Source organism: Sorangiineae bacterium MSr11367, assembly GCA_037157805.1.
In the GTDB taxonomy this organism is placed as follows: Bacteria; Myxococcota_A; Polyangia; order Polyangiales; family Polyangiaceae; genus Pendulispora; species Pendulispora rubella.
The window spans coordinates 11923385-11948845 of the sequence record CP089983.1; the positions used below are offsets into that span (position 1 = coordinate 11923385).

Sequence of the window (25461 nt, forward strand, 5' to 3'; positions counted from 1 at the left end):
CTGCCACCTATTCCTCGAAAGAACCCGAAACCCAACGCGGCCCGGCCGCTCGGCGGTTCGTGATCGCCCACGGAAGGTGGACGAGCACCCGCGCCCGGTGCCCATCCGAATGCCCATCCAGCTCGTCCATCCGTGTGATGCGAAGGCGCAGCCGCCCCGGTGGAATGTCCTCTCCGATCACGAAGGCCGCGCGGGTGGCCTCCCCGGCCGGAACCTCCATGGTGCGCGGCAAGGTCCACGCCTCGCGGAGCCCCGGACGGGGTGGCTCAGCACCGCGCTCGGCCTGAATCGTCAACGTGGTGGTCGTGTTGGACAGCGCGACGATGGGGACCACGAGCGGCCGGCGGCCATCGTTCTCGAGCTCGAAGCCCCCGTCGCCGAGCACTTCGAACGTCTTCGCATCGCGCAGGATCCGCTCGCCGCGGCCGTGTTTCGCGTGCCCCAGCGCGACGCCGGGGTGGGCCGTCACCGGTGGGATCCATCGCGCGGTCCGCACGACCTCGTGCGCATCCGGCTCGAATGCGGCCGCGTTCGACGGACGCCGCGGAACGAACGGCCGCGACGCCGGCTCGGGCGTCCGTCGAAGCCCGAGCGGGAGGGCCGGCGCGGATTCATCGAGCTCCGCGAGGGATACGTCGAGCGCACCCTCGAGGGGGACGATGCTCGCGGTCATGCCTCGAAGAAGCACCACGTAAAATACAGCCCCATCGCTCGGCGCCTCGGAGAGCCCTTCGCCCTCGTACCGATCGATGCGCGAACGCGGGCGGCGGGCACGAAACGTCTGCGAGAGCGCGGTCTTTGGACCTTTCACGGCGATGCGCACATCCGTGGCGGCCATCGAGGCATCGCTGCGGTCCATCGGCCGGCGCACGGTCACGCGCAGAACGCGTGCAGCGTCCGACGACTCCACCTCCACGGGCAACCGCACCGTCGCCCGGTAGGCGTCGGTCCATCCGAACCAGTCGACCTGCGCCGCCGAGGATGCGCCCACCTCGACCGAGCCATCTCGATTGGCCTGAACCTCGACGCTGCGAAGATCCCCGAAGGGACCGATCTCCGCGTCGGCTTGCGCCGTCGTCTCTTGCTCGACACCGAGGGCGTCGCGCGTCAGTACATGCAAGGTGGTGGACTCCTCCGAGGCCACGCGAAGGCGGGCTCCCGGATGCAAGCGCAACGCGATCCGTTCGTCTCCGTGCAGCGGTACGCGACCGAGAAGCTCGTCACGCCGCGCCACGATCTCGCGGCGCGGGGGCGGCGACATCACGACGGAGGCCGAGCGCAACTCGTGCGTCGCGCCGCGCAAGGCCCCCAGTTTGTGCCATCGCGTCCTCAAGATCGCCTCACGCTCCAGCGCCGTAAGGTCGTCCCACCCGAGCTCCCACGCCGAACGCGCAAGCTCGTCCTTGCGGGAACGCGCGAGCGCTGCATCGCGGATCGCAGCCTCGGCATTGGAAAGCTGCTCTCGGCGGTACGCGCGGGCCAGCAGGCCATCGGCCCCGTCCACGGTGACGAGCTTCACCGAGAGCTCTCCGACCCCGAGATCGTGCACGTCGATTTCGAACGGCATGGGATCGCCCACCTGGAGAGCGCTTTCCTCGGGGGTGACGCGCGAGCAAAGACCCGGTGCCTCGAGGTGCAGTTCCTCCGTCCGCGCGGCGTGTTCGCCGCGCCCGGAAACGACGAGGTGCACGACGCGCGGTGAAAGGGAAAGGTCCCCACGCCGGTAGGCATGGGCGACGAAGCGCACGACGTCGGTGCCCGGCTCGATGGGCACGCGGAGTTCACCGCCGTTCGGCAATTCGTAAAGGACCGCGCGCACGGCATTCGAGCCTTGGGCGGCGAGGAGCGGTTCCATCTGGGCGATCTCGCGGACGGCAAAGAACGCAGCGATGCCCAAGATCAACACGCCGAGCGCCGCCCCCCGGTAGCGGTGGACGGGGAAGCGCCGGATCTGCGGCTCGATGACCAGCTCGAGGGTCTGCGTGGCCATGGAGAGGGCCCTCGCGCGCGGGGCGGGCGCGCGGCGGGCGGGTGCGCGAAGAGCCATCACCCGTCCGCCTCGCAGACGCCGACCAGCACCGGCTCGCGTGTGCACGCGGCGAAGGTTTCACGGCGCTCGACGCGCCAATCGCGGACGCTCGACGAAATGGGCGCAGCCACCAGAAGGCGGCGACCGCGTTTGCGGGCCGCCGCGATCAAGAAGGTTCCTTCGCGGGCGCTCACGATGGTCGCGCGCACCGCGCCCCTCTGGATGTCCGTCTCGAGGCGGCGTGTGGAGGCGATGCTTGCATCCGCCGCGGCGCGCCGGACGGTCTCTTCGATTCGATCATCGGCCACCGCGTCCTCCATCGCGGCGTCGAGATCGCCGGCCACGAGGGCGGCCATCGCGCCGAGGGTTCCATCGTGCAAGGTCAACGCCGGCATCCGCTCCCACGAGCGCCTGGCATCGTCGAGGGACGCCGTGCGAAGGGCCCGGGCCCCCGCCGAAATGGCCACGAACGAGGTCGGGCGCAGCAGCGTCCGCGTCGAAAGGTGCCGCAGCGAAGGGTCGAGCGGCACCTCCGGGGCGGAGAGCCCGACTCCCTCGAGTGCCGCGCGCGCGGCCGCGATGGCGGTCCCGTCGTCCATCCACGCCGCAACCGTCGCATCGTCACGGGACGGATCCTGGCGGACGAGAAACACCGTGGGGCTGCGGCTTTCGGTCGCCGCCGTGTGCGCCGCGCGCACGGCCCCACCGCGCATTGCTCCGTCGAAGACCTCGCCGAGGATGACGGCGTCCGCTTCGAGCGCGACGCCGAGCCGCAACGCCAGATCGCGCACGCCGCGGTCGACGCCGAGCGGCGCTTCGAGGACCCGTTCGTGCGCACCGCTCGCACGGACGAAAATCGCCACCGGACGAGGGCCCTCCTCTGGGAGAAGGGCCACGCCTTGGCCACCCATGGCCCACGCCGTCTTCTTGGTAAGCCGATAGCCGAGAACCGAGGCCGCGAACGGCGCAAGCTCGCGCGCGGCCTCCGTCGCCTGGCTCGAAAGAAGCGGCTCCAGGACCAGTCTGCGGAGCGCCACCAAGTCTTCGACCTCGTCGGGCCGCGTGATGGGCCGGACCGTCTCCAGCGCCGCCGCCATCGATGTGGCGCTATCGAGCCGCACCGAGACGGGCGGCGGAGCCAAGGCGCGTCCGATGGCACGCGCGTCGAGCGAGAGCACCACGTCGCGCTCGATGGCCCCCAGGCCGCTGTTCTCGAAGCGCGCCTCTGCGCCACGAAGGCGTGCCGCCATCCCCGACGGAAAGGGTCGGAAGCCGCTCATCCGCGGATCCTCGCGGTCGCGCACGGTGAGAAGCACGCCCCCGCTGGCCAGCCACCGCGCCGCAGCGTGCGCCGTCGTTTCGAGGTCGATCCACGCCGTTTTCGGCTCCTCGATGCCCGCGATGACGGCGGCATCCACCTCGCCGAGCCTCAGGAGCTGGCCCGCCGCGGCGGCCATCGCCGGACTCGCCAGGGGCGTGGGCACGAGCGCGACGATCGGGTCGGGCGGGAGGTTCGCGCGCAAAAGGTAGGTGGGAACGCCGCGCCTCGTGCCCAGTCGCTCGAAGCGCTCCCGCACGAGGCATACGTCGTCGTCGATGCGGGTGGCATCCATGCCCCCGTCGCGTGCACGCTGCGGGTCTGCGCACGCCGCGAGCAAGGTGTCGCGGACGAGCGAGAGGTCGCCGGTGATGGCCTCGTCGGGCTCCGACACGCCATCGATGGCGGTGGCCCCCGCCCAGAGCGCGGCACCGGCGGCCATGCGCGGCGGCGGCGGAAGGGACCGCACCACGGGGGCCGCCAGCGCGATCCCCGTGGCGCGATCGGTGAGGTGCGCACCGAAGCCCACGAGCGAGCCGAGGACGAACCCGACGACGCTGACCTTCAATGTCGGAAGAAGCACGAGCGCGGGGTTGTCGCGTTCCGAGATTTTCACGGCCAGCAGGGTCGGCAAGAGGTACCCGAAGCCCATGAACGCCACGATGTCGCCCCCCGGCAGGCGAGGCCCCATGGCAGCCGCCCAAACGAACCGCAGCGCGTAGTCCACCGTGAAGAAGAGGACCACACGGCGCGGACCTGCGATGTTCGAGCGCGACAGCCGCGTGAACCGGCGCAGGCCAAGGACCACCGTGTAGAGGATCGCGGTTTCGGCAAATGTGGCGACCAACTTCACCGGTTCCGTGACCACGAGCCCGAGAAGGGCCGGAATCAAGATGCCATTGAAGTCCCACCCGTAACGGAGATTGGCCACGGCGGCGAGGAGCGCACCGGTGATGAGCAACGTGTACGCTTTGGGCGACCCGAGAAAGCTGGCCGCGACATTCTCCGTGGCGAGCTCGAAGCCGGACAGCGAAAGGTTCGTATGGGGAAGGAAGACGTATCGAACGAGGAGGTACACCGCGAGCGCGGGGGCCCCATTCTGGACGATGCCGCGAACGAGTCCGGTCTTCCAGCATGCATTGGCCGCGAGCGGCACCAGCACCAGCCCTACGGAATACGCCCATGTCGCACGGGTCAGCGTACGCGGAAGGAGCCACCCCTCCACCGCGAGGCGCACGAGGATGCTCACGAGCACGATGAGCAGAAATCGCTCGCGCCCGAAGACGCGGCTCATGACCCCACTGCGCGGTAGGTACTCTCCAATGATGCGGGCCACCCCGAAGGTCAGAACCGCCTCGACGACATCGACGACCCCCGACGCGGGTTCCACCAAGAACACGGCCGCGAGATAGCCGGGGACGACAAGTCCCGCGAAGACCCATCCAAAGGTCTCCGTAAAGAACCACGAGATCAGAACCCCGATGAGCACCGGCGTCGTGACCGATTGATCGAAGCCCGACGACGGAAAAATGGCCAGGGCGTGCATGGTGCTCGCTTGGGAAACGCTTCGTCTCGGCAACCCTCCCTGGTGCAATGCGCGTTCCGCCCTGGATCGCGCGCCTCATCCATCGCATTGCGCGGAAAACAGAGCACGCCCCGTGCGGAAATCGGGATTCCGCATGGATCATCGATGTCTGCGTGGATCGTCTACGTCCGCCTGGTGAGAAAAGAGCCCAGGGAACGAGAGCGCAGCCGTTAGCGAGAAACGGAGTCGTGCTCGTCGAGTAGAAGCCATTTGAGTTTGAACAGGGAGATCGGGAGATCGGGAGATCTGAAGATCTGAATCAAAAAAAACCTCCCGATCTCCCGATCTCCCTGTTCAAATCCAACAGCTACACGAGTGGGTACTCCACCTTCGTGGAGCGGACGGGCCCCGCCCCGTAACGTCTTGAGGGCCATGGCCGCGCAAACTATCAACCGGTCATGTTATTCGGCCGAATTCGTTCCATCGGTCAGGGCGGACAAGGCCTTCAGCTCGTGCTCTTTCGCATCCAAGAATTGGCGAAGCTCGGCCTCTTCGGGAAGCGCGTCTCGAATCGCTGCCAAGACATTCATCCCCCTCGACGTCCGCAGTTCGGCCAGTCTTCCCACCAAGATTCCGCGAAGTCGACGGAACCTCTCGTGTTGACGGGCCAGCCCCCAAAGGTACATGAAATCATCCCGTGCGGTCGTTATCGCGATGGCGGGAACCGCCACCCGGTACCGAGCCAGGCGAATACGCCGCACCTCGTCAGGAGACAAGCCTTTATCGAGCAGGATGGTATATTGCGCCATGGCATTCGGCAGCTTCCGAGCTGCCGAATAAGCATTCGCCAAAGCCAGCCGCGCCTCGACCCATTCCGGATAGCGCGTGATCAATTCGATCAAAAAGCCGAACGCTTCGGCGTTTTCGGAGGTCGAGAGATTCGCAAAAGCATGAGAACCCCCTTCGCCTTCCGCCAAGGCATTTCGGTATGCGTCGCGAGCAAGCGCAAACCGGTTCTCGTCCAAATACTCGTCCGCGATCGTCAAAAGCGATGGTTCCGAAGCCATGTTTCACCTTCAGCTTACTCGCGCGGATCCTCATCTACGAAATAGATATCGAACGCACATTCCAAATCGAGATTGGCAAGGGCAAGCATCTGTTCGGGCCACAGCGTCGGTCCTCCACTGCCTCGTGACCACCATATACAGTTAACACTCATCGAAACATCGACTTCGTTCTGAAGGGCGCTTATTGCCGCATTGACGGGCTGCAGTTTCGCAAGCAACCAATCGAGGTGACGGCGCAGATCATTCGACGTCACGTGGCCCTCCGACGAGAGGAACCAGCCATTGACAGGAACCACGCGCTGTCGTCCGAGACTATTGGTCCGCGCTTCACCCGCTCGTTGGGTGGATGAGGGCTCGAGTCCAAGACGCCGAGTCAGCTCATCAGGGGATATTCGTTTGGGGTAGACGGTAAAGACCGTTCGCGTTTCGAGGCACGTTTCATAGTTATCGTCATAGGGTGTGCGCCGCGACCGGATTCTATCGTTCATTGCGACCTCTCATGGTAGAAATTCGGCTGCAGTTGACCCGCCACCCGGAAGCTGTTCGAAACAATTGCGTCGTGTAGCGTCGTTTGAATCGCGTTGAAGCGAAGTTCAAAAATCCCGCGGGTCGCTCCATTCCAACTCATCTTCATTCCACCGACTCCGAAGAGCAAACCGTTCTCCCATTCGAGCAATCGCATCCTGGAGCGCCTCGAGTTCCGTCCTACCAAGGCCACCGATCCATTCGGGCGTGCCGTCGCTTTCCTTCACTGCAACATTCGGAGACGCAAAGAAGCTCTCGCGTCGTTCCAAGACTTTGATCTTATATTTTGCGGCTGGCAGGCGTGTATCCGTGATCTCGTACTCTCCACATACTCTGGCAATACCATTCGAACCATGCAGAGCCACGTTCTTCCAATTCATCATTTACCTTTTGCCGTAGCAGCGCGCGAAGAGCACCCTAACTATCTACGCAACTTTTCCAAGCATGTGACGAATACACTGCCTCTACGACAGGTCGCACGTACACACGGAGCGCGACACGGCGTGGATCATGCTTGGCCGTCAATGAAACGTAGGGCCAACGATGAGGTGGCGTTTACCCGCTCAAGGCTGCGGTTCGGTGCGCGGGAGGCGTGCGGTGAACGTGGTGCTCGCGTCGTCGGAGCGCGTGTTCACGGTGCCGCCGTGGGAGCGGACGATTTGTTCGACGATGTAGAGGGCGAGGCCCAATCCCCGCAGGGGGCGCGCGGCGTTTTGGCCTTCGTTGGCGCGCAAAAATGGGTCCCAGATGATGGGCAGGATCTCGCTCGAGATGGCGGGGCCCGTGTGGGTGGCGTCGATCACGACGTCGTCGCCGTCGGCGCGGACGGTGAGTTCCACCGGGGTGCCTGGGGCGGCGTGTTGCATCGCGTTGAGCACCAGGTTCACGATGACCTGGGACATGCGATCCGCGTCCCAATGGCCTTTGGCGTCGCCCTCGAGGGAGAGCACGATGGTGCGATCGGGGTAGACGGCGCCCAGTTCGTCGGCCGATTGGGTCGCAATGTCGTGCAGATTCACCAATGCGCGCGTAATCGGTATTCCGCCGCCCAACCGGCCTTGGGCGAAATCCAAGATTTCGGAAATCATGCGCGCCATGCGTTCGGCGCTATTCAAAATACGGCGCGCGATTTTCGTCTGTTGCGCGGTCAGCGACTCCTGCTTCAACATCATGTGCGCCGACACGGTGATGGTCGACAAGGGATTGCGCAGATCGTGGCCCACGATGCCCAGCAAACGCTCGCGCAACGTCTCGGTGCGCTTTTCCGCGTTCAGCGCGGCGCCCAAATCCCAGCGGGCGAGCACTTGCTCGGTGACTTCGATGCCCACCGTCAAAAGCCCCTCCATCACACCGGCGTCGTTCCGGAGAGGCTCGATGGAAAACTTGAAGATCGCTTCCTTCTTCTTGCCGCCACGCACCAACGGCAGGGAAAACTCGTCGGCCGAAAACGGCTCGCCGGTGCGGTAAACGTGATCGAAGGCCTCGAGAATCGGTGTACCCACGAGCTCGGGGTACACCTCTCGAAACGTCTTTCCGATCACGTTCGACCGGCCCATCACCTCGTCGTGCAACCGATTGGCGAACTCATAGACGTGGTCCGGCCCTTTGAACATGGCGACCGGAACCGGCATCTGCCTGAGAATCGCGTCGGGCGGTTTCACCCCGCGCTCGCCTTTGGAATCCTCGATTCCGAACGCAGGTTGAACGAATGCGGGCTGTCGTGCTGCACCAGCGGGAGGAACTCCTCGCGGAATTGATCCGGCGTCAGGTTGGCCGCAGCCGCGAGCCTCTTCAGCTCGACGTCGTCCTGGAAATCCTCCTCCTTCAGACGAAGCATGTAGCTACGGGCAATCTTGTAGCGATCCGATTCGATGTCCACCATGCGCACGCGCATGCGGCCCGTTTCCGGATTCATGATTTGCGAGAACGGAATGGGACGGAAGCGCCCGTCTTGAATGGACACGAGCGCGGAATTGCCGCCCTCGGTGATGTACCGCGCGGCGCAGTAGCCGAGGTCGCGCGTGTACTCCATGTCGAAGGGAATCGGGTCGGCGCAGCGCACTTCGTAGCCAATGTCCTTGGCCTGCACGGTGAGCTTGATGCCCAATTGGCCCAGGCGCTCTTGCACGGCGCGCTTCACGATGTCGCCGAAGTTCACCTCGGCGATGCGGATGTGGCCGTGGGCATCGCGCTCGACGCCGGAAAGGCCCTTCAAGTCTTCCTCGGAGAGCATTTCGACCAAGCCTTCGGCGAGCACGGCGACGCCGTCCTGGCGGCCGTACGCGAGGCGCTTGACGATGGCCCCGACGAGCGTGTCGACGATGGTCTTCAGGCGCAGCCCGGGGGCGAACTCCTCGGGGATCAGGGAAAGCGTGGCGCCCGCAGCTTTGCCGATGCCGAGCGCGAGGTGGCCGGCCTTGCGGCCCATGGCCACGATGAAGTACCAGCGCGACGTCGTCTTGGCGTCGACCATGAGGTTCTTCACGATGTCCACGCCGATGTGGCGCGCGGTCTGGTAGCCGAACGTGACGATGTCCGCCGGCAGGTCCAGATCGTTGTCGATCGTCTTGGGCACGTGGACGACGGCCAAGCTGCCATTGGAGGCCTCGGCCAGCTTGTGCGCGCTAAAGGCGGTGTCGTCACCGCCAATGGTGATCAACTTGCTGATGCGATGATGGCGCAGGCTCTCGAGCGCTTTTGCGAGGTGCTTCGGATCCTTGGTGGGATTGGCGCGCGCAATGCCAATATGCGAACCGCCGCGGAAGTGAATGCGGCTGGTCTCCGTAATGGTGAGGGGGTGCACATGCGACGTGTTGCCCTCGATGAGCCACTTGAAGCCGTCGTAAATACCGAGGACTTCGTACCCAGAGAGGCACGCGCGAATCGTCGCTGCACCGATGACGCTGTTGATACCGGGGGCGGGTCCGCCGCCAACCAAAATGCCGAGCCGTCGTTCAAGCATGGGCGGATGCTACTCCATTGCACGCATCGATTTGGTTTCGCGAAAACACAATTCGCCACCGCCGGAAATTGCTCGAGATCGCTACAATCGTCCTACAGCTGATTGGAATCCGGATCGATGAACGGGGGGATGGGTGTGGGCGTGGGCCCTTCCGCCGGGGCGGCGTTGGGGGCGGCGGGGGGCGTGGTGCTGCCGCTCGCTTCACCCGCCGGCAGCTTCGGTTTGGACGGCGTGCGCGGACGCGGCTTGGGGCGCACGGGCGTGGCGACCGCCGGGGCGGGTGCCGATGCGGCCGTTGTTTCCGTGGGCGCGCTGACCGCAGCATCGGGCACGGCGGCCAAGGCCGCGGCGTCCACTTGCTCGGCAGGGGCCGCAGCCGCGACGGCGGCATCCGCGACCGTCTCTTGGACTACACCGGCATCCACCACCACCGCCGCGGGTTCCGGCGCGGGCGACGGAGCCGCCTGCGTGGCGTGGCCACCGAGCCAACCCGATCGATAGGCAAAGAACCCCGCCCCGACCAGGGCGACGGCCAACAGCGCCGAGACGAAGAAGCCACCGCGCCGCGGAGCGATCTCCGGCTCGCTCGAGAGCATGGCGCGTGCGCCGGTCATCAGCGGTGTCTCGGTGGTCAACAAGCGCGTCTCGCCGGTGGGCGTCGGATTGGCACCACCCGGAAGCGGCGCAGCTTGCCCCGGCCGCGGCCGACGTTCTCCGAGCGCGTCGTAGCGCGAGAGCGACAGCTGACCGCCGTAGTTGAGCGACGGAGGCCCCTCGAGCGACGTCACCACCGAGTCTTCCGTGCGGCTCGTCCGGCTTGGCCCCGCCGGCCCGGCCAGCGGCGACGGAGGCCCCACCAAGGTGGCAAACGGCCGCACCGTCGTCGTGGACATGGGAGGATCGGGCGGAGGTGCAGGCTGCGACGCGGTCGTCGCGACCACTTCCGCCGCGGGTGGCACCGACGCCTTCGCGGCCGCCGCCGGCGGCTCGACCGGCACGATGTAGCCACCGAGACCGGCGATCGTTCCGCCGGAAGACACGGCCGCTTCTCCGCCTGCGGGCAGCGACGGCGTGCGCGGCTTCTCGACCACCGGATCACCCTTGTGCGCTTGCTCGAGCAGCAACGCGAGGCGAAGCGCCTGCTGCATCGTGCGCGCGGTGGGCCAGCGCGCGCTCATGTCGAAGGCCACCGCGCGATCGACGAGCTTGCACGCCTCGAGCGACACGTGCGGCGCCACCGATCCGATGGGCGGCAGCGGCTCGGTCATCGCGAGCAGAAGCTCCTCGTTCGCCGTCTCCGCGCGGCGCGGGCGCTGACCGGACAGCAGCGCCCACAACGTCGCGCCCACGGCCCACAGATCCGTGCGCACGTCGACCTCGCCCCAGCGACCGCGCGCTTGCTCCGGCGGCATGAAGGCGGGCGTTCCGAGCGGCATGCCCATTTGCGTGGACCCGCTCAAGTGGTGCGCTTCTCCGAGGCGCGCGATACCGAAGTCGAGGACTTTGACCTCGCCCTTCTTCGTCACGAAAATGTTCGCGGGCTTCAGATCGCGATGGATGATGCCCTTGTCGTGGGCCGCGCTCACGATGTCGAGCAGGTCCTCCACGATCTTCAACGCGTCGTAGACGGGAAAGGCCGATTGCTTTCGCAGGCGCCGCTCGAGCGTGTAGCCCTCGAGCAGCTCCATCACCAAAAACGCCGTCCCATCTTCGGTGTGGTCGTCGTCCAAGATGGAGACCGCACCCGGGTGTTCGATTTTGTTGGCGACGTAGCCCTCGCGCAGAAAGCGCGTCACGAAGTCCGTCTGAACCGAAAGTTCAGGATGAAGCAGCTTGATGGCCCCACGCTTGCCGTTGCGATGCGTTGCAGCATAAACAGCCGCGCTTCCGCCCACGCCGAGCAAGGAATCCAACCGCCATTTGTCGCGCAGCACACTGCCAATGCGTGCCTTTGAGCGCTCTACGAGCTCGGGTGCAGCCATCCTAATCTCGCATCTGTACCACGAAATGGCCGAGATTTCCTAGGTTTAGGATGAGGTCGCTTGGTGTTCTTGCCATGGTGGAACGATCCCGGAGAGGTCTTGGCGCGAAAGGGACAAAACGATGCGGCGCAGCATGACACGCTTGGGCTGAGTTTAGGCGGGATGGAAAAGAGGGAGCAAAAAGCTTGTTCCGCTCGCAACCTGCCGTTAGGGCGTGGCATCTTTCGAAGATGCGGGGCGATACCGGTTTCGTAATCCACCGGGGGGTTATCGCGCGATCGATGATTTGGGTGAGGCTCATCCAACTCGTCAATTTCGCATTCTTTTGCGTCTACGCGATGCTCTTCGCGCGATTCGTCGTCGAGTACGTGAGGGCCAACGAGCAGATTCGCTTCGTGCAATACGTGCACCGTTATACGGAGCCGCTCTACCGTCCTTTCCGCGGGCTGTTGCCGGTACTGCCGGATCCCGGGGGACATCCGTTGGTCCTGTCCATCCTCGCGGCGATGCTGGCGTTCTTCGTCGTTCACGTCGTCGTGCGCGGGTTGTTGCGCGCGAGCTCGCGTCCTGCGCTCCGCGAGGAGTGAGCGCGGCAGAGGCGAGGACCGAGCGATGTTCGCTGAACGGCACTGAGTCCTGCGGCAAATCATCGCAGGCGCGCGCAGCATTTTGAAGTTGCCGCGGGAGAATTTGCCTGTACGAGTTGAAGCGTGGCCATGACCTCGTTTCGAGCGCTCGGCGTTGCGTCGTCGCTCGCCTGCCTCGCGGTTCTCATCCTCACCTCCTCTTGCTCGGATTCGGATGACAACAAGTCACCCGGTCCCCTCACCTGCGCGAATCCCGGCGGCACCGTCAACGGCGCGGCGGATTCGCACTGCGGAAGCAACGCGACCACCATCGAGACGGCATCGTGCAAAGGCTCGGGCACGACGTCGTTCGCGCCGAGCCTCCACGTTGCGCATCACGATGCTGGGCACGAAGAAGACGCCGGCGCCAGTGAATACGGGCCGACTTTGTCGAACGGCGAAGGCGACGACGACGAGTGCAAGTACCACGTGAAGTGGGCGCCCGCGTCGGACACGCAGGTCTGCGCGAACGGCGACGTGTACTTCAACGTGACCGTCAGCACGAAGGTCGACGGCGCCCCGGCGCGCAACGTTCCCGTTCGTCCCGACTCGTTCTTGAACGACACGCATCCTTCCGTTCCCCGCACCACCAGCTCCTCGGAGACGTCGCCCGGCGTCTACCGCGTGGGGCCGGTGCGCTTCGATGCGGCCGGCAATTGGACCGTGCGCTTCCACTTCCACGAAGAGTGCAACGACGGCGAACACTCGCCGCACGGGCACGCGGCCTTCTACGTATCGGTTCCTTGAACTCGTCAATTTCGGTGAAGTCGTGAAATCCTTTTTTGCTTTGGCGACGAGCGTCGTCGTCGCCACGCTCGTCGCGTGCGGAAGTGATTCGTCGGGGCAAGATCCCGCGCCGAGTTGCCCCGAACTTCCCCAGCAGTGCACGGGAACGCCGCCCAGCTACGCGACGGAGGTCAAAGCCCTCGTCGAGCAGCACTGCTTCCCATGCCACGCCCCCGGCGGCACGGGCGTCGGCGCTGCGGGGCGCGATTTCTCCAAGTACGAGATCCTCCAGCGCGACAAGGCCAAGGCGCTGCTACGGGTCTACGGCTGCACGATGCCGCCGAAGGAAGCACCGCAGCCCAGCGCCGACGATCGCGCCACCTTGGTGAAGTGGCTCGTCTGCGGCGCCCCCAGCAACTAGAGCCACGCTTTCTTCGCGTCCGGCGCTAGACTGAAGGGCTCATGCCAGCACGTGCCGCCCCCCACCAACTCGCGCACTTCGAAGTGGTGCGCCGACTGGGGGCGGGTGGGATGGCCGAGGTGTTTCTCGCCAAAAAGCGGGGCGCCGAGGGCACGTTCAAGCTGCTGGTGGTCAAGCGCATCTTGCCCACACACGGCACCTCGCGCCGGTTTCGGGCGATGTTCGTGGAGGAGGCGCAGCTCGCCACGCGGCTGAATCACCCCAACGTCGTGCAGGTCTTCGAGTTTTACGACGGCGGCGACGAAGGGCAGCTCCTCGCCATGGAGTACGTCGAGGGACCTGACCTGGGCATGCTGATGGCGAATGCCAAGGCGAAGGGCACGCGGATTCCGCCCTGGGTAGGCGCATGGATCATCGCGGAGGCCGCCAAGGGCCTGCACTACGCGCACGAGAAGAAAGACGAGGGCGGCGCACCGCTCGAAATCGTGCACCGGGACGTCTCCCCGCAGAACGTGCTGCTCTCCTTCGAGGGCGCCGTCAAAATCGCGGATTTCGGCATCGCCAGCGCGCGGCTGTTCGTCGAGGAGGCCGGGGTCATCAAGGGCAAATTCGGGTACATGTCGCCCGAGCAAGCGCGCGGCGAAAATGTGGACCGTCGCGGCGATCTCTACGCGCTCGGCGTGATCTTCTGGGAAATCCTCGCCGGGCGGCCGATCCACGGCGGCCTGGGCGGCGAGGCGCTGCTCGACATCGTGCGCTCGGGCTACGTGGAGCCACCGAGCACCTACGTGCGCGATCTGCCGACCGAGCTCGAGACCATCGCCATGAAGGCGCTCGAAGCGCGCCCCGAGGATCGCTTTGCCACCGGGCGCGAGCTGTCGGGTGCGATTGCGCGGGCGCTGCTCGCGAAGCAGGTGCTCGTCGATGCGTCGACGTTGGAGACGACGATCGCGCACCTGGTCGCGCCGCGCCTCCTCGGCAGCGAGACGGCGCCGGATCCGGAAGACGCCGACGAAGGTCCGAGTGAGGTGCCGATGGAGAGCGAGCCGGAAGCCGCGCCTTCGGACGTGGTGCCGGAGCCTTCGGAGGTGCCGTCGGAGCCTCTCTCTCTGGAGCAGCGCACGCAAGCCGCGGTGCCGCTCGCGAAGAGCAGCGTGGAGATCGCGCTGGGGCTCTCGCATTTGAGCGCCGCACGCGCCGAAAAGCCGCCCATTTCGGTGCCGACGCCCTCGGACCGGCCCAACGCGGGGCCGCGCGAAGTGCGGCACGTGGCGGTGGTCACCTTGCGGCTCCACGGCGTCGAGGAGCTGCTCGCGCGCGATCGCGCCCTCGGGGAGCGCACGCTCGACCGCCTGCGGCAGATGCTCGGCGACATCGCCTACAAGCGCGGGATGCGTTGTTGGATCTGGTCCAGCGATTCCGAAGCGCGCGCGGTGGCCGGGCTCACGCGCAACCCGGGGAGGGCGGCCTCGGAGGCGGCCTGGCTCGCGCTCGATACGCACGAAGCCGTGGGCGGCATGAGCGAGGACCTGCCCATCGCGCTGGGCGCGTCGCTGGGCATCGTGCGCGGCATCGCCTCCGGCACGCGCGATCCGCACGGCAACTTGGTGCGCTACCGGCTGCACGATCCCGCGTCGTATTTGGCGGACGTGCTCAGCCAAGCGACACCGCGCGGGGTGACCTGGGTGGCCGGCGGCGTGTATCGCCTGGTGCGGCGCGATTTCCGCTGGGGCGATGCGCCCACCTTGCAGCTCGACCCGGCCACCCGCCTCGAGAACGTGCCGCCGACGATGCGGATTTACGCCCTCGAGCGAAGCCTGTCGCGCGAGGAACGGCTCTTGGAGCTGTCGGCCGCGCCCAACGATCTCGTGGGGCGCGATGCGGAAAAGGCGGATCTCCACGCCGCCTACCATCGCGCCGTTTCGGGCGGCGGCAGCGGCAAGCTGACCTCGCGCGCGGTGGTCGGCGAGATGGGCATCGGCAAGAGCGCGCTGGTGACGACGTTCCTGGCGGAGCTGCCGCCGAACGCGCGCATCGTGCGGGTCGAGTGCTCGCCGGTGAAGATGGAGGTGCCCTTCAGCGCCGCCGGCGACATCGTGCGCGATGCCATCGGCACGACGGGCGAAGAGCCCTTCGAGGACGTGGTCGATCTGGTGGCGCGCGCCGGCGGCGGGGCTGCGCACGGCGATGCGTCGCATCCCATGGTCGCGCGCTTGGCGGAGCTGGCCACGAACCGCCCGCTGGGCGGCGGCGACGACGAGAACGCGCACTACCGGCGCAAGCTGGTCAGCCAGGGCCTGCGCAGTTTGCTCGCGGCCATCGCGCTGCAGCAGCCCCTGGTGCTGGTGGTGGAAGGGCTGCAGTGGGCGGACAAGCAGAGTCACGATCTACTGGGCGAGATCATCCACTCGCACGATCCCCTGCCCGTGCTCATCCTGCTGGTGTCGCGGCAGGATGAACGGAGCGCTGCGCTGCTCGACGGTGTGGTGCGCATCGAGCTCATGGCGCTCTCGGGCGACGAGCAAGTGCGCCTGGTCGAGGCGCGGCTCGGCGTCCGCAAAGGCGCGCGCAACGTGTGCGCGGATCTGTTGCCGCGAGTGGGCGGCAATCCCTTTTTCTTACTGGAAATGGTGGATGCCCTGCTCGAGCGGGGGGCCCTGGAGATCCGCGAGGAGCAGACGGACGACGGGCGGGTGGAGCATGCGCTGGTGCGCACCGAGCGCATCGAGGGCGGGCTCTCGGCGCTGCCGTCGACCTTGGAGCAGCTGCTCGGCGATCGCTTGCGCGAGCTCCCCAACGAAGAGCATGCGGTCGTCGATTGGCTGGCCATCGCCGGCGGGCCGCTGGCCATGGTGGATCTGTCGAAGCTCTCCGGCGCGGGTGGCGACGACGCCGTCGTGCGGTTGTGTGCGCGCGGACTGTGCGATCGCAAGGGCGACGTCGTCGACTTTCGTCACCCGCTCACGCGCGACGTGGCCTACCTCGCGCTGCAGGCGCACGATCGCGTGGTGATGCACCGCACGCTGGGCGAGCACCTCGGCGGCACGAACCTGGGGCGCGGGCTGTCGGCGGCCATCGTGGCCAAGCACCTGGCCAAGGGCGAGGCGGGCGATCAAGCAGCGAATTTTTACCTGGAGGCCGCCCTCGCCGCGAAGAACGGCAACCAGATGCAGCTGGCGATGCGGTACTACAACCGCGCGCTCTCGTTCTTGCCGGCCGACGACGGGCGCCGCATCGGCGCGCACGAGGCGCTGGAATCCATCTTTCGCGTGCTCGGTCGCCGGCGCGAGCGCGTGCGGCACCTCGATGCGCTGCGCAAGCTGGCCCGCCACTTGGGAACGCCGCGGGTGACGTGCCTCGCGCTGCTTCGCTCGGCGCGCTTCGATTTGGACGACGGGCGCCTCGCGCACGGGCTGCCGCTGGCGCGGCGGGCGGCGGAGGTGGCGCACGCGCACCAGATATCCAATTACGAAATCGACGCCGAGGCCATGGTGAGCGATTTCTTGCGCGAACTCGGCGATGTGCAGGGCGCGCTGGCCGCGTGCGATCGCGCCCTGGCCGCGTGCAACCCCAACGTGAACGCGACGGCGCCGCCGCGGGCGCGGGCCGACGTGCTGCGTTCGCGCGGCATCCTGCTGCGGCGCGTGGGGCGCGTGCGCGAGGCGGTGGATGCGTACGTCGACGCCATCGCGGTGTTCCGCAAGGTGGGCGCGCGGCGGCAGGAGGCGCGGGTCAAGCATGCGCTCGCGTTCGCGCTGTTTTGCCAGGGGCGCTACGAGGATGCCATTGCGCTGGGGCTCGAATCGATCCAGATCGACCTGGCCATCGGCGGGCGTTTCCAGCTGGCCAACACCCTGACGAACATCGGGCACGCGTACGGCAAGGTCGGCGACACGCCGCGCGCGCTCGCGTATTTGAAGCGCGCCCGCGATGCGCACCAGCGCTACAACGACCAGGACGCGCGCGCGGACACGCTCACGGTGACCGCGGAGATTCTCCTGGAGAACGGCGACTTGGACGAGGCGGAGCATTTCCTCACCGAGTCGGCGGCCATCAATGCGGTGACCCACAACGCGTACGACACGACCCACGAGCTGGTGGTGCGCGCGGAGCTGCATCGCCTGCGGCGCGATCCGCACGCAGCGATCGTGCAGGCCATCCAGGGGCGGCGCATGGCCGAGGACCGCTCGCTGGTGAGCTTTCACTTTTACGGTTTGGCCATCGAAGCGGCAGCGCGGGTGGACGCCGGGGAGATGCACACCGCCACCCTTCTGGCCACCACGGCGCTGGGGGCAGTGGAGACGCTCCAGGGCTGCGAATATGGCTTCGATATCCGCGTTTTGTGCGCCGATGCGCTCAAGCGTGCCGGTTCGCCCCAGGCGCCCGAAGCGCATCAGCGGGCGGTGGATCGCGCGGTTGCGGTGGTGGGAAGCATCCGCGATCCACGGTTGCGTACGTTGTTCCTGCAACGCCCCATGGTGAGCGGACTGTTCGACAAGACCCCCGTTCCCCAGCTAGTGCTGTCGTCTGCACCGATGAGCGAGATCGAATGACTGGAAAGACCCGGCGGCGCGTCGCCATGATCCTGTCCGGAGGAGGAGCCCGCGGAGCCTACGAGGTGGGCGTCCTCTGGTACATCTTCGACGAACTCACGCGCATTCGCGGCGGGCCGCCGAAGATCGACATTCTCTGCGGCACCAGCGTGGGCGCCATCAATGCGTGCTACCTGGCGGCGCACTTGGGCGATCCCGTGCTCGGCTTGCGCCGGCTGGTCGATCTCTGGACCGAGCTGCAGCTTCCGCGGGTGCTCGGCTTCGGCGTGCGCCAGGTGCTCAACCTGCCGCGCCTTCTCCTGGGCGGTGCGGGCGATGGGCACGGTCTGTTCGACGTGCGCCCCATGGCCGATCTGGTCACGCGCGAAATCAGCTGGCGCGCGGTAAGTCGGTGCCTGCGCCGGCGGCAGCTCCTCGCGCTGAGCGTCTCGTGCACCGAGGTGTCGCGCGGGCGGACGGTGGTCTTCATGCAGACCTCGCCCCATCTGGTCATTCCGGAGACGGCGCCGCCGCGGACCCTCTTTCGGGCGGTGCACGTGGGACCGCACCACGCCTTGGCCAGCGCGGCGATTCCCCTGCTCTTTCCGCCGGTGCGCATCGATCGCGAGCTCTACCTGGATGGCGGCTTGCGCCAGAACACGCCGATTGCCCCGGCCTTGCGCCTCGGGGCGACGCACATCTTTGCCATCGGCGCCTCGTCGGAGGTGCGTGGGGTGGTGACCAACGAGGGACCGGCCAAGACAACGGAGACACCGGCGGCGGCGTTTCTCTTGGGCAAGGTGCTGAACGCGTTCTTGCTGGACCACATCGACGTGGACATCGAGCTGCTCACGCGGATCAACCACGTGGTGCTCGATGGGACGAACACGTTCGGGCCGGAGTTTCTCGAGCGCCTCAACACGACGGCCGCACGCCGCGGGGCGCCGCCCTGCAAGTACGTGCACTGCCTCAACGTGCGCCCCAGCGAAAACATGGGGCGGCTTGCGGCGGATTTCGTGCGGCGCGGACGCTACCGCGGCGATCCGTTCGTGACCAAGCGGGTGCTCTCGCTGCTCGACTTCGGCGTGGGGGACGAGGCCGATCTCGCGAGCTACTTGCTCTTCGACGGCCAATTCGCGCGCCAACTCATCGAGATGGGGCGGGCCGATGCCCGCGCCCGGCGCGACGAGCTGCTCGAGTTTTTCGAGGGCGACGGCGCAGGCGCCGACGAATCGGACGAAGTCAACGTAGACTCCAACGCTTCATGAACGCCGCAGAACGCCACGCCGCACTGGTGCGCGAGATCGACGCGCACAACTACCGCTACTACGTGCTGGACGATCCGAACGTCACCGATGCCGAATTCGATCGGCTTCTGCGCGAGCTGCGGGCCTTGGAGGAGAAGCACCCCGAGTTGGTGAACGAGCATTCGCCGACCCAGCGTGTCGCCGAGCAAGCGCGCGCGAACGTGGTGAAGGTGCGCCACGAGGTGCGCATGTTCTCGCTCGACAATACGTACTCGGTGGAGGACCTCACGGAGTTCGCGCGGCGGGTGAAGGGCGGCCTCTCGGAAACCGAGACGGTGCGCTACGTGATCGAGCCGAAGCTCGACGGCGCGAGTATCGAGGTGGTCTACGAGGACGGCCGTTTGAAGATGGCCTGCACGCGCGGCGACGGGGAAATTGGTGAGGACATCACCACCAACGTGCGCACCATCCGCGGTGTGCCCCTTTCCATTTCGCACAAGGGCAAGCTCACCTTGCGCGGCGAGGTAGTCTTCTACCGCAAGGACCTCGAGTCGCTGAATGTGGAGCGGGCGCAGGAGGGGCTCGAGCCCTTTGCGAACCCGCGCAATGCGGCCTCGGGATCGCTGCGCATGATGGATGCGCGCGAGGTGGCGCGCCGGCCGCTGCGGGTGGTCTTTTATCAAATTGTCGAAGGGCCTCGTCTGCACAAGTTCCACAGCGAGAGCCTCGATTGGTTGGCCAAGGAGGGGCTTCCCTCGCACCGGCGGCACGTGGCGGTGCCGTGGGAGGGCGTAACCGAAGCCATTTTGAGCATCGACGGCGCGCGGGCGGATTACCCCTTCGAGACGGACGGCGCGGTCATCAAGGTGGATAGCTACGCGCAGCAGGACATTCTGGGCTTCACGTCGAAGTTTCCCAAGTGGGCTGTGGCCTACAAATTCGCGGCCGAACGCGCGTGGACGAAGCTAACGGACATCCAGGTGCAGGTCGGGCGCACGGGAACGCTCACGCCGGTGGCCTATCTCGATCCGGTGCAGCTCGCGGGCACGACGGTGTCGCGTGCATCGCTGCACAATGCCAACTTCGTGGCCGCGCTCGATGCGCGCATCGGCGACAAGGTAGCCATCGAGAAGGCGGGGGAGATCATTCCGCAGGTCGTCTTGGTGGACATGGAAGCGCGCAGCGGCAACGAGGTGCCGTGGCAGATGCCCACCAAGTGCCCCGAGTGCGGCACCAAGGTGATGGCGCGGCACCTGGACGAGGAAAAGGGGCAGATGGAGGCGGCCATCCGCTGTCCGAACCGCCTTTGCCCGGCGCAAGTGAAGGCGCAGATCTTCTACTTCGCGCGCCGCTTCGCGATGGACGTCGATCACCTGGGCCTGGCGCTGGTGGAGCAACTGGTGCAGCGCGGCGCGGTGAAGGACGTGGCCGATCTATACGATCTGACGAAGGAGCATTTGCTCGAGCTCGAGCGCATGGGCGACAAGAGCGCGCAGAACGTGATCGACTCGATCCAGCGATCGCGCGAGCGGGTGCTCGATCGGTTGCTGTGCGGGCTGGGGATCCCGCAGATCGGGCAGGTGGCGGCGCGGCAGCTCGCGGAGCAGGCGGGCACATTGGAGAATGTGCTCGCGTGGAGCGAGGAGCAAGCGCGCGAGCAGGTGGCGAGCATCCATGGCTTCGGGCCGAAGATGGTCGACGCGGTGGTGGCGTTTCTGCTCGACCCCGAGCAGCGGCGCATCATGGAGAAGCTGGTGAAGCACGGCGTCGGCCAGCCGCAGCCGAAGGAGACGGTGGTCACCGAGGGGCCGCTGGTGGGCAGCTCGTTCTGCGTGACGGGCGTGCTCTCGCGCAAGCGCGAGGACGTGCACGCGGACATCCGCGCCCTGGGTGGGACGGTGTTCGACTCGGTGAAAAAGGGCACGACGTACCTCGTCGCCGGCGAGAAGACCGGCAAGACGAAGCTCGATCAAGCGAAGAAGCACGCCGCGCGCGTCATTACCGAGACGGAGCTGGCGGTGCTTTTGGACGGCAAGGAATTGCCCCCCGCGTAACGTCACTGGCGACAGCCGGCCGGAGGCCGGCGAACCGCCGGCTGGAAGCCGGCGCTCCATGAGCGCAGGGCGCTTTTTGGGCGCGAGGCATGGGCGGAGTTGGAGGGCGCAATGCGCGATGGAGCGCCGCCGTCTCGGCGGCGGTTCGCCGGCTTCCAGCCGGCTTGCTTCCCATGCACCTTGGTCCGCCGGCTTCCAGCCGGCTGTCTCCCCCATGCGAGGCGGCCCAGCCGCCGAGCATTTGGGGGAGACCGCCACGCGCCCGCAGGCGGCCCGCCGCCGAGGACGCGTGGCGAGTGGGGGCAGCTCATCTCTCTTCTTCTCTTCTTTTTTCTCAATCTTCTGTGCCTGCCGCTCCATTGAGAAGGGGCCTAGAACTTGAGCGTCTTGGCGTGTGCCACGATCGCGTTGCGCAGGGCTCGGGCAGCGGCGGTGAGGTAGCCGGCGCCGCGGTGGACGACGCAGACTTGGCGGAAGACGACACCGCCCGAGATGGGGATAGGCTCGACGCGCCAGCGTTTGTCGCGGGCCATGAGCTCGGGGACGAGGGAGACGCCGAGGCCGGCCTCGATCATGCGGCGGACGCTCTCCAGGTTGTCGGTCTCGAGGGCGACGGAGGGGCGTTTGCCGGCGGCCGCGCAGACTTCTTCCATTTTGCGCATGCCGATGGTGCCGGGGATGACGACGAACGGTTCGTCGATGAGCGACTGCAGCGCGATGGGCTTCTTGCTGCCCGCGAGTCGGTGGTGCGGCGGAAGGGCCAGGCGGTGCTCTTCGCGCCAGAGGAGCAACGCGGAGAGCTCCTCGCTCTTCGGCGGGTACTGCACCATGGCGACATCCAGCTCGCCGCGGGCGACCTTCGCCTCTAGGCCGCCGGTGCCACCTTCGAGCACGATGAGTTTCACCGCGGGGTACGACTTGTGGAACGCGGCCACCACCGGAGGGAGCACGTACGCGACCACGGTGGGGAGTGCGCCGAGCCTTACCTCACCGCGTGGTTCGCCCGCGAGCTCGCTCACCTCGGCCACGCCCGAATCGATGGATGCGAGCGCGCGCTCGGCGTGTGGAAGAAAGCGCTCACCCGCATCGGTGAGGACCACGCCTTGCGGCGCGCGGACGACCAGCTTCGCCCCCAATTGCCGTTCGAGACGTTGCACGAGGCGCGACAAAGTCGGCTGCGAAACGTTGAGCGACTTCGCGGCGCGCGTGAACCGGAGCTCGCGGGCAAGTGCGGTGAAGGCGCGCAGTTCGCTTTCGTCCATGCGTTCCAGTCTATACCGAATCTGCATGCCGGCTATTCGGGTCATTCACTCGACGCATGGCGTTGCCGCGACCATAGTCAGACCATGACTTCCACGGTGTCTTCGTCGTTGCTGGACGGACCAGCAGCCACCGCGGGGACACGACGGAAGATCGCGACCCTCGCCATGATGACGGCGTTGGTCGTCAGCGCCTTCGAAGGAACGGTGCCGACGACTGCCATGCCCAGCATCGTGCGCGAATTGGGGGGGACGCATCTGTTTTCCTGGGTCTACGCGAGCTTCCTCGTCGCCTCCGCCGTCTCCATTCCCGTTTTCAGCAAGCTCGCCGACCGCGCCGGACGGCGCCCCATCTTCACGGCGGGCATGACCCTCTTTTTGCTCGGCTCGGTTCTCTGCGGGGCCGCCCACTCGATGCACGAGCTCATCGCCGCACGCACGCTTCAAGGCCTGGGCGTCGGCGCCATCGGCCCGCTCGTGCCCACGGTCATCGGCGATTTGTACACGCTCGAAGAGCGCGCCCGCGTGCAGGCTCTGTTCATGGCCGCGTGGGGCGCGGCCAATGCGGCGGGGCCGGTCATCGGCGGCCTCATCGTCTCGTCGGTGTCGTGGCGCTGGGTCTTCTACGTCAATGTCCCCTTCGGGGTCGCCGCCGTGGCCTTGCTGCTCGCGTCGTACGTCGACCCGCCGGGGCGCGCGGCGAGCTCCGCCAACGTGCGCTCGTGGCATGAGCTTTCGGCCTTCGTGAAAACGAACCTCGACGTGCGCGGGACCATTCTGTTCGCCCTCGCGGCCTCGGCCATGCTCCTCGGCCTGGAGGATCAGGCGGCCTTCGGTCACGCGGTGCGCGTGGCCCTGCTCGCGATGGCCGGTGTGTTCGCCGTGATGCTCGTGCGCGAAGAGCGCAGCCTGCGCGACGATGCGGGCACGCCTCCCCTGCTCCCCTTCGCCGAGCTCGCGGATCCCGTCGTGCGTGCCGGGGCCATCGGAAGCCTTTTCGCCGGTGGACTCATGTACGCGATTCCGGCCTACGTCCCGTTTTGGTTCGCGACCGAGCGGCACGAAAGCGCCGTGCTCGCGGGTGTGGCGCTGATTCCCTTCCTCGTGGCGTGGGCTGTCGGCTCGGCGCTCGGTGTGAAGCTCCTCGTGCGCCTCGGTGCCGTGGCCGTCTCCCGCGCAGCCATCTCGCTTTCCGGCGTGGGCACCTTGCTCGTCGCGCTCGCGGCGCGGATGCATGCACCGACGTGGTGCGTCTTTGCCGCCCTGGGCATCGTGGGGCTCGGCCTGGGTGCCACCGCAAACTCGACCCTGGTGGGCCCGCAGTCGCGCGTGCCTTGGGCAAAACGCGGCGCGGTAACCGGTTTCATGCAGGTCGGGCGCACGTTGGGCGGTGCGACCATCGTGGCGCTCCTCGCGCTGCTGCCCTCCGCGCAGGGGCGCTTTCTCGTGCTGGCGCTGCTGGCGCTGGCCGGCGGGCGGGCGATTACCTTCGCGGCGTCTTGGAACCGCGCAGGCGATCCCGTGCCTCGCGCATGATTTCCGTCACGTCGTCCGGGTTGTCGAGTTTCAAGGTGATGTCCTCACCCTCGGTCGCAGGCGGCGTGGCGGCGGCCGCGCGCCGCTGACCCGTGCGCGCGGCGCGGAGCATCTCGATGGCGTCGTGCCGCACCTCGGTGGCCGCGATTTCGTCGTCGTCGTCATAGGGGCGCGGCCGAAAATCCGTCCGCTGGATCTCGGTGGGCATGTCGTCGAACGCGTCGGCCTGGGCGGCCAGACGCCGCTCTTCGTCGCTCGGGCCGGTCACTGCGGGCTGAAATGGGGGCGGCGGCCTTGCAGGGGCCGGCGTAGGCACTTGGCGCGATGCCGCGGGCGTGGGCGATCGCAGAAACGACTGCCGCGCGGCCTCGACCAACTCGGGCGAGATGGGGTGCAGGCGTGTGGGCCCGCTGTAGTCGTCGCGCAGGCCTTTCAGATCGCTCTGGAAGTCGACCGCGTTGCGGTACCGATCGTCGCGCGAGCGGCGCATGGCCTTTTCGACGACGCGCTCGATGGCGTCGGGCACGTTGGGGCGCAGCTCCCGAATGGGCCGCGGCGACGTGGTGAGGATCTGCAAGAGCAGCGCGTTGTAGTTCGGCGCGAGGAACGGACGGCGGGCGGTGAGCGCCTCGTACATGATGACGCCGCACGCATACAGATCGACCCGCGCGTCGAGATCGCGATCGCCGCGCGCCTGCTCGGGCGACATGTAAAACGGCGTGCCCATGACCATGCCGGTGCGCGTGAGGTGCAGCTCCTCCTCCGCGCGATCGCCCGAGGGCAGCATCTTGGAGACGCCGAAGTCCAAAATCTTCGCGATGGCCGGGCAGCCCACACGGCGCGCGAGAAACACGTTCTCCGGCTTGATGTCGCGGTGCACGATGCCCTTCTCGTGCGCGGCGATGAGGCCCGAGAGGACCTGCGTGATGAGGTCGAGCACTTCGTCGTAGGGCAGCACGCCTTCGCGTGCGATGCGATCGGCCAGCGTCTCGCCAAGGAGGCGCTCCATCACCAGGTAGGGGCTGCCATCTTCCAGCTCGCCGAGGTCGTAGACCTCGCAGATGTTCGGGTGGCCGATGGCACCGGCCGCGCGCGCTTCGTGGTGGAAGCGCTTCACACTGACCTTTTTGCGGGCCTGCGAGGGGTGCAGCACCTTCACCGCGACCGCACGGCCGATGGCCACGTGCTCGGCCTCGTACACGGTGCCCATGCCGCCCTCGCCGAGGACGGAGCGAACGATGTACTTTCCACCGATTCGCTTGCCCAGCAGGTTGCGACCGCCGCGTTCGATCAACGACCGACGCTCGCCAGTAGGACCGGTGAGACCCGGGCGGTCCGAGCCGCCGCCCGTATTGGAGATGGCGCCGCGGTGGGCCGGTGCCGGCGCGGACGCAGAAGAAGAAGACGAGAACGCGGTGCTCTCCGCGATTTTTCTTCCCGTAATGGGGCAAACGGGAAGAGCTTCGTCGTGCATGCGTGCACAGTGAGGGCAAGGAATGGAACGGGGCACCGTATCTCCTCGAAGACTAAGCCCAGCGAGGGGCTCTAGCAACGTCCGCCGCCGTGTCACCCCCGCAATGGCCGTTCGGTACGCGGAGGTGTGCTAGGGCTAGGGGGTCAGGGGCTAGCCCCTAACCCCTAGGAGATTTCCC

At 66.8% G+C, this 25461-nt stretch carries 17 protein-coding genes; 7 read left to right on the plus strand and 10 right to left on the minus strand.

What is annotated here, in order from left to right; all coding sequences use genetic code 11:
- Window positions 1-7 precede the first annotated feature (7 nt).
- From LVJ94_46385 to LVJ94_46420, 8 genes are all read right to left on the minus strand, one after another.
- Window positions 8-2047, minus strand: a complete 2040-nt coding sequence (locus LVJ94_46385) for a hypothetical protein (GenBank protein WXB04320.1) — start codon at window positions 2045-2047, stop codon at window positions 8-10.
- Window positions 2047-4893, minus strand: coding sequence for a poly-gamma-glutamate biosynthesis protein PgsC/CapC (locus tag LVJ94_46390; GenBank protein WXB04321.1), 2847 nt, complete (start codon window positions 4891-4893; stop codon window positions 2047-2049). The genes LVJ94_46385 and LVJ94_46390 overlap by 1 nt, the downstream gene beginning before the upstream one ends.
- A 440-nt stretch (window positions 4894-5333) precedes the next feature.
- Window positions 5334-5918 (minus strand): hypothetical protein, encoded by a 585-nt coding sequence (locus LVJ94_46395; GenBank protein WXB04322.1) that lies wholly within the window; start codon window positions 5916-5918, stop codon window positions 5334-5336.
- Window positions 5919-5953: 35 nt separating this feature from the next.
- Complete coding sequence (locus LVJ94_46400) at window positions 5954-6427, minus strand: DUF4279 domain-containing protein (protein ID WXB04323.1); 474 nt, start codon at window positions 6425-6427, stop codon at window positions 5954-5956.
- 105 nt (window positions 6428-6532) lie between these two features.
- Entirely contained in the window at window positions 6533-6847 is a 315-nt protein-coding gene (locus LVJ94_46405; protein WXB04324.1) for a hypothetical protein, read from the minus strand.
- 180 nt (window positions 6848-7027) lie between these two features.
- Entirely contained in the window at window positions 7028-8125 is a 1098-nt protein-coding gene (locus LVJ94_46410; protein WXB04325.1) for a PAS domain-containing sensor histidine kinase, read from the minus strand.
- Window positions 8122-9426: a 6-phosphofructokinase gene (locus LVJ94_46415; protein ID WXB04326.1), complete on the minus strand. Its 1305-nt coding sequence runs from the start codon at window positions 9424-9426 to the stop codon at window positions 8122-8124. Before LVJ94_46415 ends, LVJ94_46410 begins: the two co-directional genes overlap by 4 nt.
- A 92-nt stretch (window positions 9427-9518) precedes the next feature.
- Entirely contained in the window at window positions 9519-11408 is a 1890-nt protein-coding gene (locus LVJ94_46420) for a protein kinase (protein WXB04327.1), read from the minus strand.
- 281 nt (window positions 11409-11689) lie between these two features.
- On the opposite strand from LVJ94_46420, the gene LVJ94_46425 reads away from it, so the two are divergent.
- From LVJ94_46425 to ligA, 6 genes are all read left to right on the plus strand, one after another.
- Window positions 11690-11995 (plus strand): YggT family protein, encoded by a 306-nt coding sequence (locus LVJ94_46425; protein WXB04328.1) that lies wholly within the window; start codon window positions 11690-11692, stop codon window positions 11993-11995.
- 129 nt (window positions 11996-12124) lie between these two features.
- Window positions 12125-12781, plus strand: a complete 657-nt coding sequence (locus LVJ94_46430; protein WXB04329.1) for a hypothetical protein — start codon at window positions 12125-12127, stop codon at window positions 12779-12781.
- A 22-nt stretch (window positions 12782-12803) separates the two neighbouring features.
- Window positions 12804-13181, plus strand: coding sequence for a cytochrome c (locus LVJ94_46435; protein ID WXB04330.1), 378 nt, complete (start codon window positions 12804-12806; stop codon window positions 13179-13181).
- A gap of 41 nt (window positions 13182-13222) precedes the next feature.
- The gene (locus LVJ94_46440; protein WXB04331.1) at window positions 13223-17734 is read left to right on the plus strand and encodes a protein kinase; all 4512 of its coding nucleotides are present in this window, start codon (window positions 13223-13225) and stop codon (window positions 17732-17734) included.
- Window positions 17731-18981 (plus strand): patatin-like phospholipase family protein, encoded by a 1251-nt coding sequence (locus tag LVJ94_46445; GenBank protein ID WXB04332.1) that lies wholly within the window; start codon window positions 17731-17733, stop codon window positions 18979-18981. The genes LVJ94_46440 and LVJ94_46445 overlap by 4 nt, the downstream gene beginning before the upstream one ends.
- Window positions 18978-21014 carry an NAD-dependent DNA ligase LigA gene (ligA, locus tag LVJ94_46450; protein WXB04333.1) on the plus strand — a complete coding sequence of 679 codons (2037 nt, stop codon included), beginning with the start codon at window positions 18978-18980 and terminating at the stop codon, window positions 21012-21014. The genes LVJ94_46445 and ligA overlap by 4 nt, the downstream gene beginning before the upstream one ends.
- Before the next feature lie 371 nt (window positions 21015-21385).
- Here ligA and LVJ94_46455 read toward each other — a convergent pair whose 3' ends face one another.
- On the minus strand, window positions 21386-22276 hold the full coding sequence (locus LVJ94_46455) for a LysR family transcriptional regulator (GenBank protein WXB04334.1): 891 nt from the start codon (window positions 22274-22276) through the stop codon (window positions 21386-21388).
- A gap of 84 nt (window positions 22277-22360) precedes the next feature.
- Between LVJ94_46455 and LVJ94_46460 the strand changes: the two genes are divergently transcribed.
- Window positions 22361-23809: an MFS transporter gene (locus LVJ94_46460; protein WXB04335.1), complete on the plus strand. Its 1449-nt coding sequence runs from the start codon at window positions 22361-22363 to the stop codon at window positions 23807-23809.
- On the opposite strand, the gene LVJ94_46465 is transcribed toward LVJ94_46460, so the two are convergent.
- Window positions 23757-25283, minus strand: a complete 1527-nt coding sequence (locus LVJ94_46465) for a serine/threonine protein kinase (protein ID WXB04336.1) — start codon at window positions 25281-25283, stop codon at window positions 23757-23759. The two genes, LVJ94_46460 and LVJ94_46465, sit on opposite strands and share 53 nt — an antisense overlap.
- Between the last annotated feature and the right edge of the window lie 178 nt (window positions 25284-25461).

Coding starts and splice junctions, on each gene's coding strand:
- LVJ94_46385 (WXB04320.1), bottom strand. CDS start 2,047: ATGGCTCTTCGCGCACCCGCCCGCCGCGCGCCCGCCCCGCGCGCGAGG.
- LVJ94_46390 (WXB04321.1), bottom strand. CDS start 4,893: ATGCACGCCCTGGCCATTTTTCCGTCGTCGGGCTTCGATCAATCGGTC.
- LVJ94_46400 (WXB04323.1), bottom strand. CDS start 6,427: ATGAACGATAGAATCCGGTCGCGGCGCACACCCTATGACGATAACTAT.
- LVJ94_46405 (WXB04324.1), bottom strand. CDS start 6,847: ATGATGAATTGGAAGAACGTGGCTCTGCATGGTTCGAATGGTATTGCC.
- LVJ94_46415 (WXB04326.1), bottom strand. CDS start 9,426: ATGCTTGAACGACGGCTCGGCATTTTGGTTGGCGGCGGACCCGCCCCC.
- LVJ94_46420 (WXB04327.1), bottom strand. CDS start 11,408: ATGGCTGCACCCGAGCTCGTAGAGCGCTCAAAGGCACGCATTGGCAGT.
- LVJ94_46425 (WXB04328.1), top strand. CDS start 11,690: ATGATTTGGGTGAGGCTCATCCAACTCGTCAATTTCGCATTCTTTTGC.
- LVJ94_46430 (WXB04329.1), top strand. CDS start 12,125: ATGACCTCGTTTCGAGCGCTCGGCGTTGCGTCGTCGCTCGCCTGCCTC.
- LVJ94_46440 (WXB04331.1), top strand. CDS start 13,223: ATGCCAGCACGTGCCGCCCCCCACCAACTCGCGCACTTCGAAGTGGTG.
- LVJ94_46445 (WXB04332.1), top strand. CDS start 17,731: ATGACTGGAAAGACCCGGCGGCGCGTCGCCATGATCCTGTCCGGAGGA.
- ligA (WXB04333.1), top strand. CDS start 18,978: ATGAACGCCGCAGAACGCCACGCCGCACTGGTGCGCGAGATCGACGCG.
- LVJ94_46455 (WXB04334.1), bottom strand. CDS start 22,276: ATGGACGAAAGCGAACTGCGCGCCTTCACCGCACTTGCCCGCGAGCTC.
- LVJ94_46460 (WXB04335.1), top strand. CDS start 22,361: ATGACTTCCACGGTGTCTTCGTCGTTGCTGGACGGACCAGCAGCCACC.
- LVJ94_46465 (WXB04336.1), bottom strand. CDS start 25,283: ATGCACGACGAAGCTCTTCCCGTTTGCCCCATTACGGGAAGAAAAATC.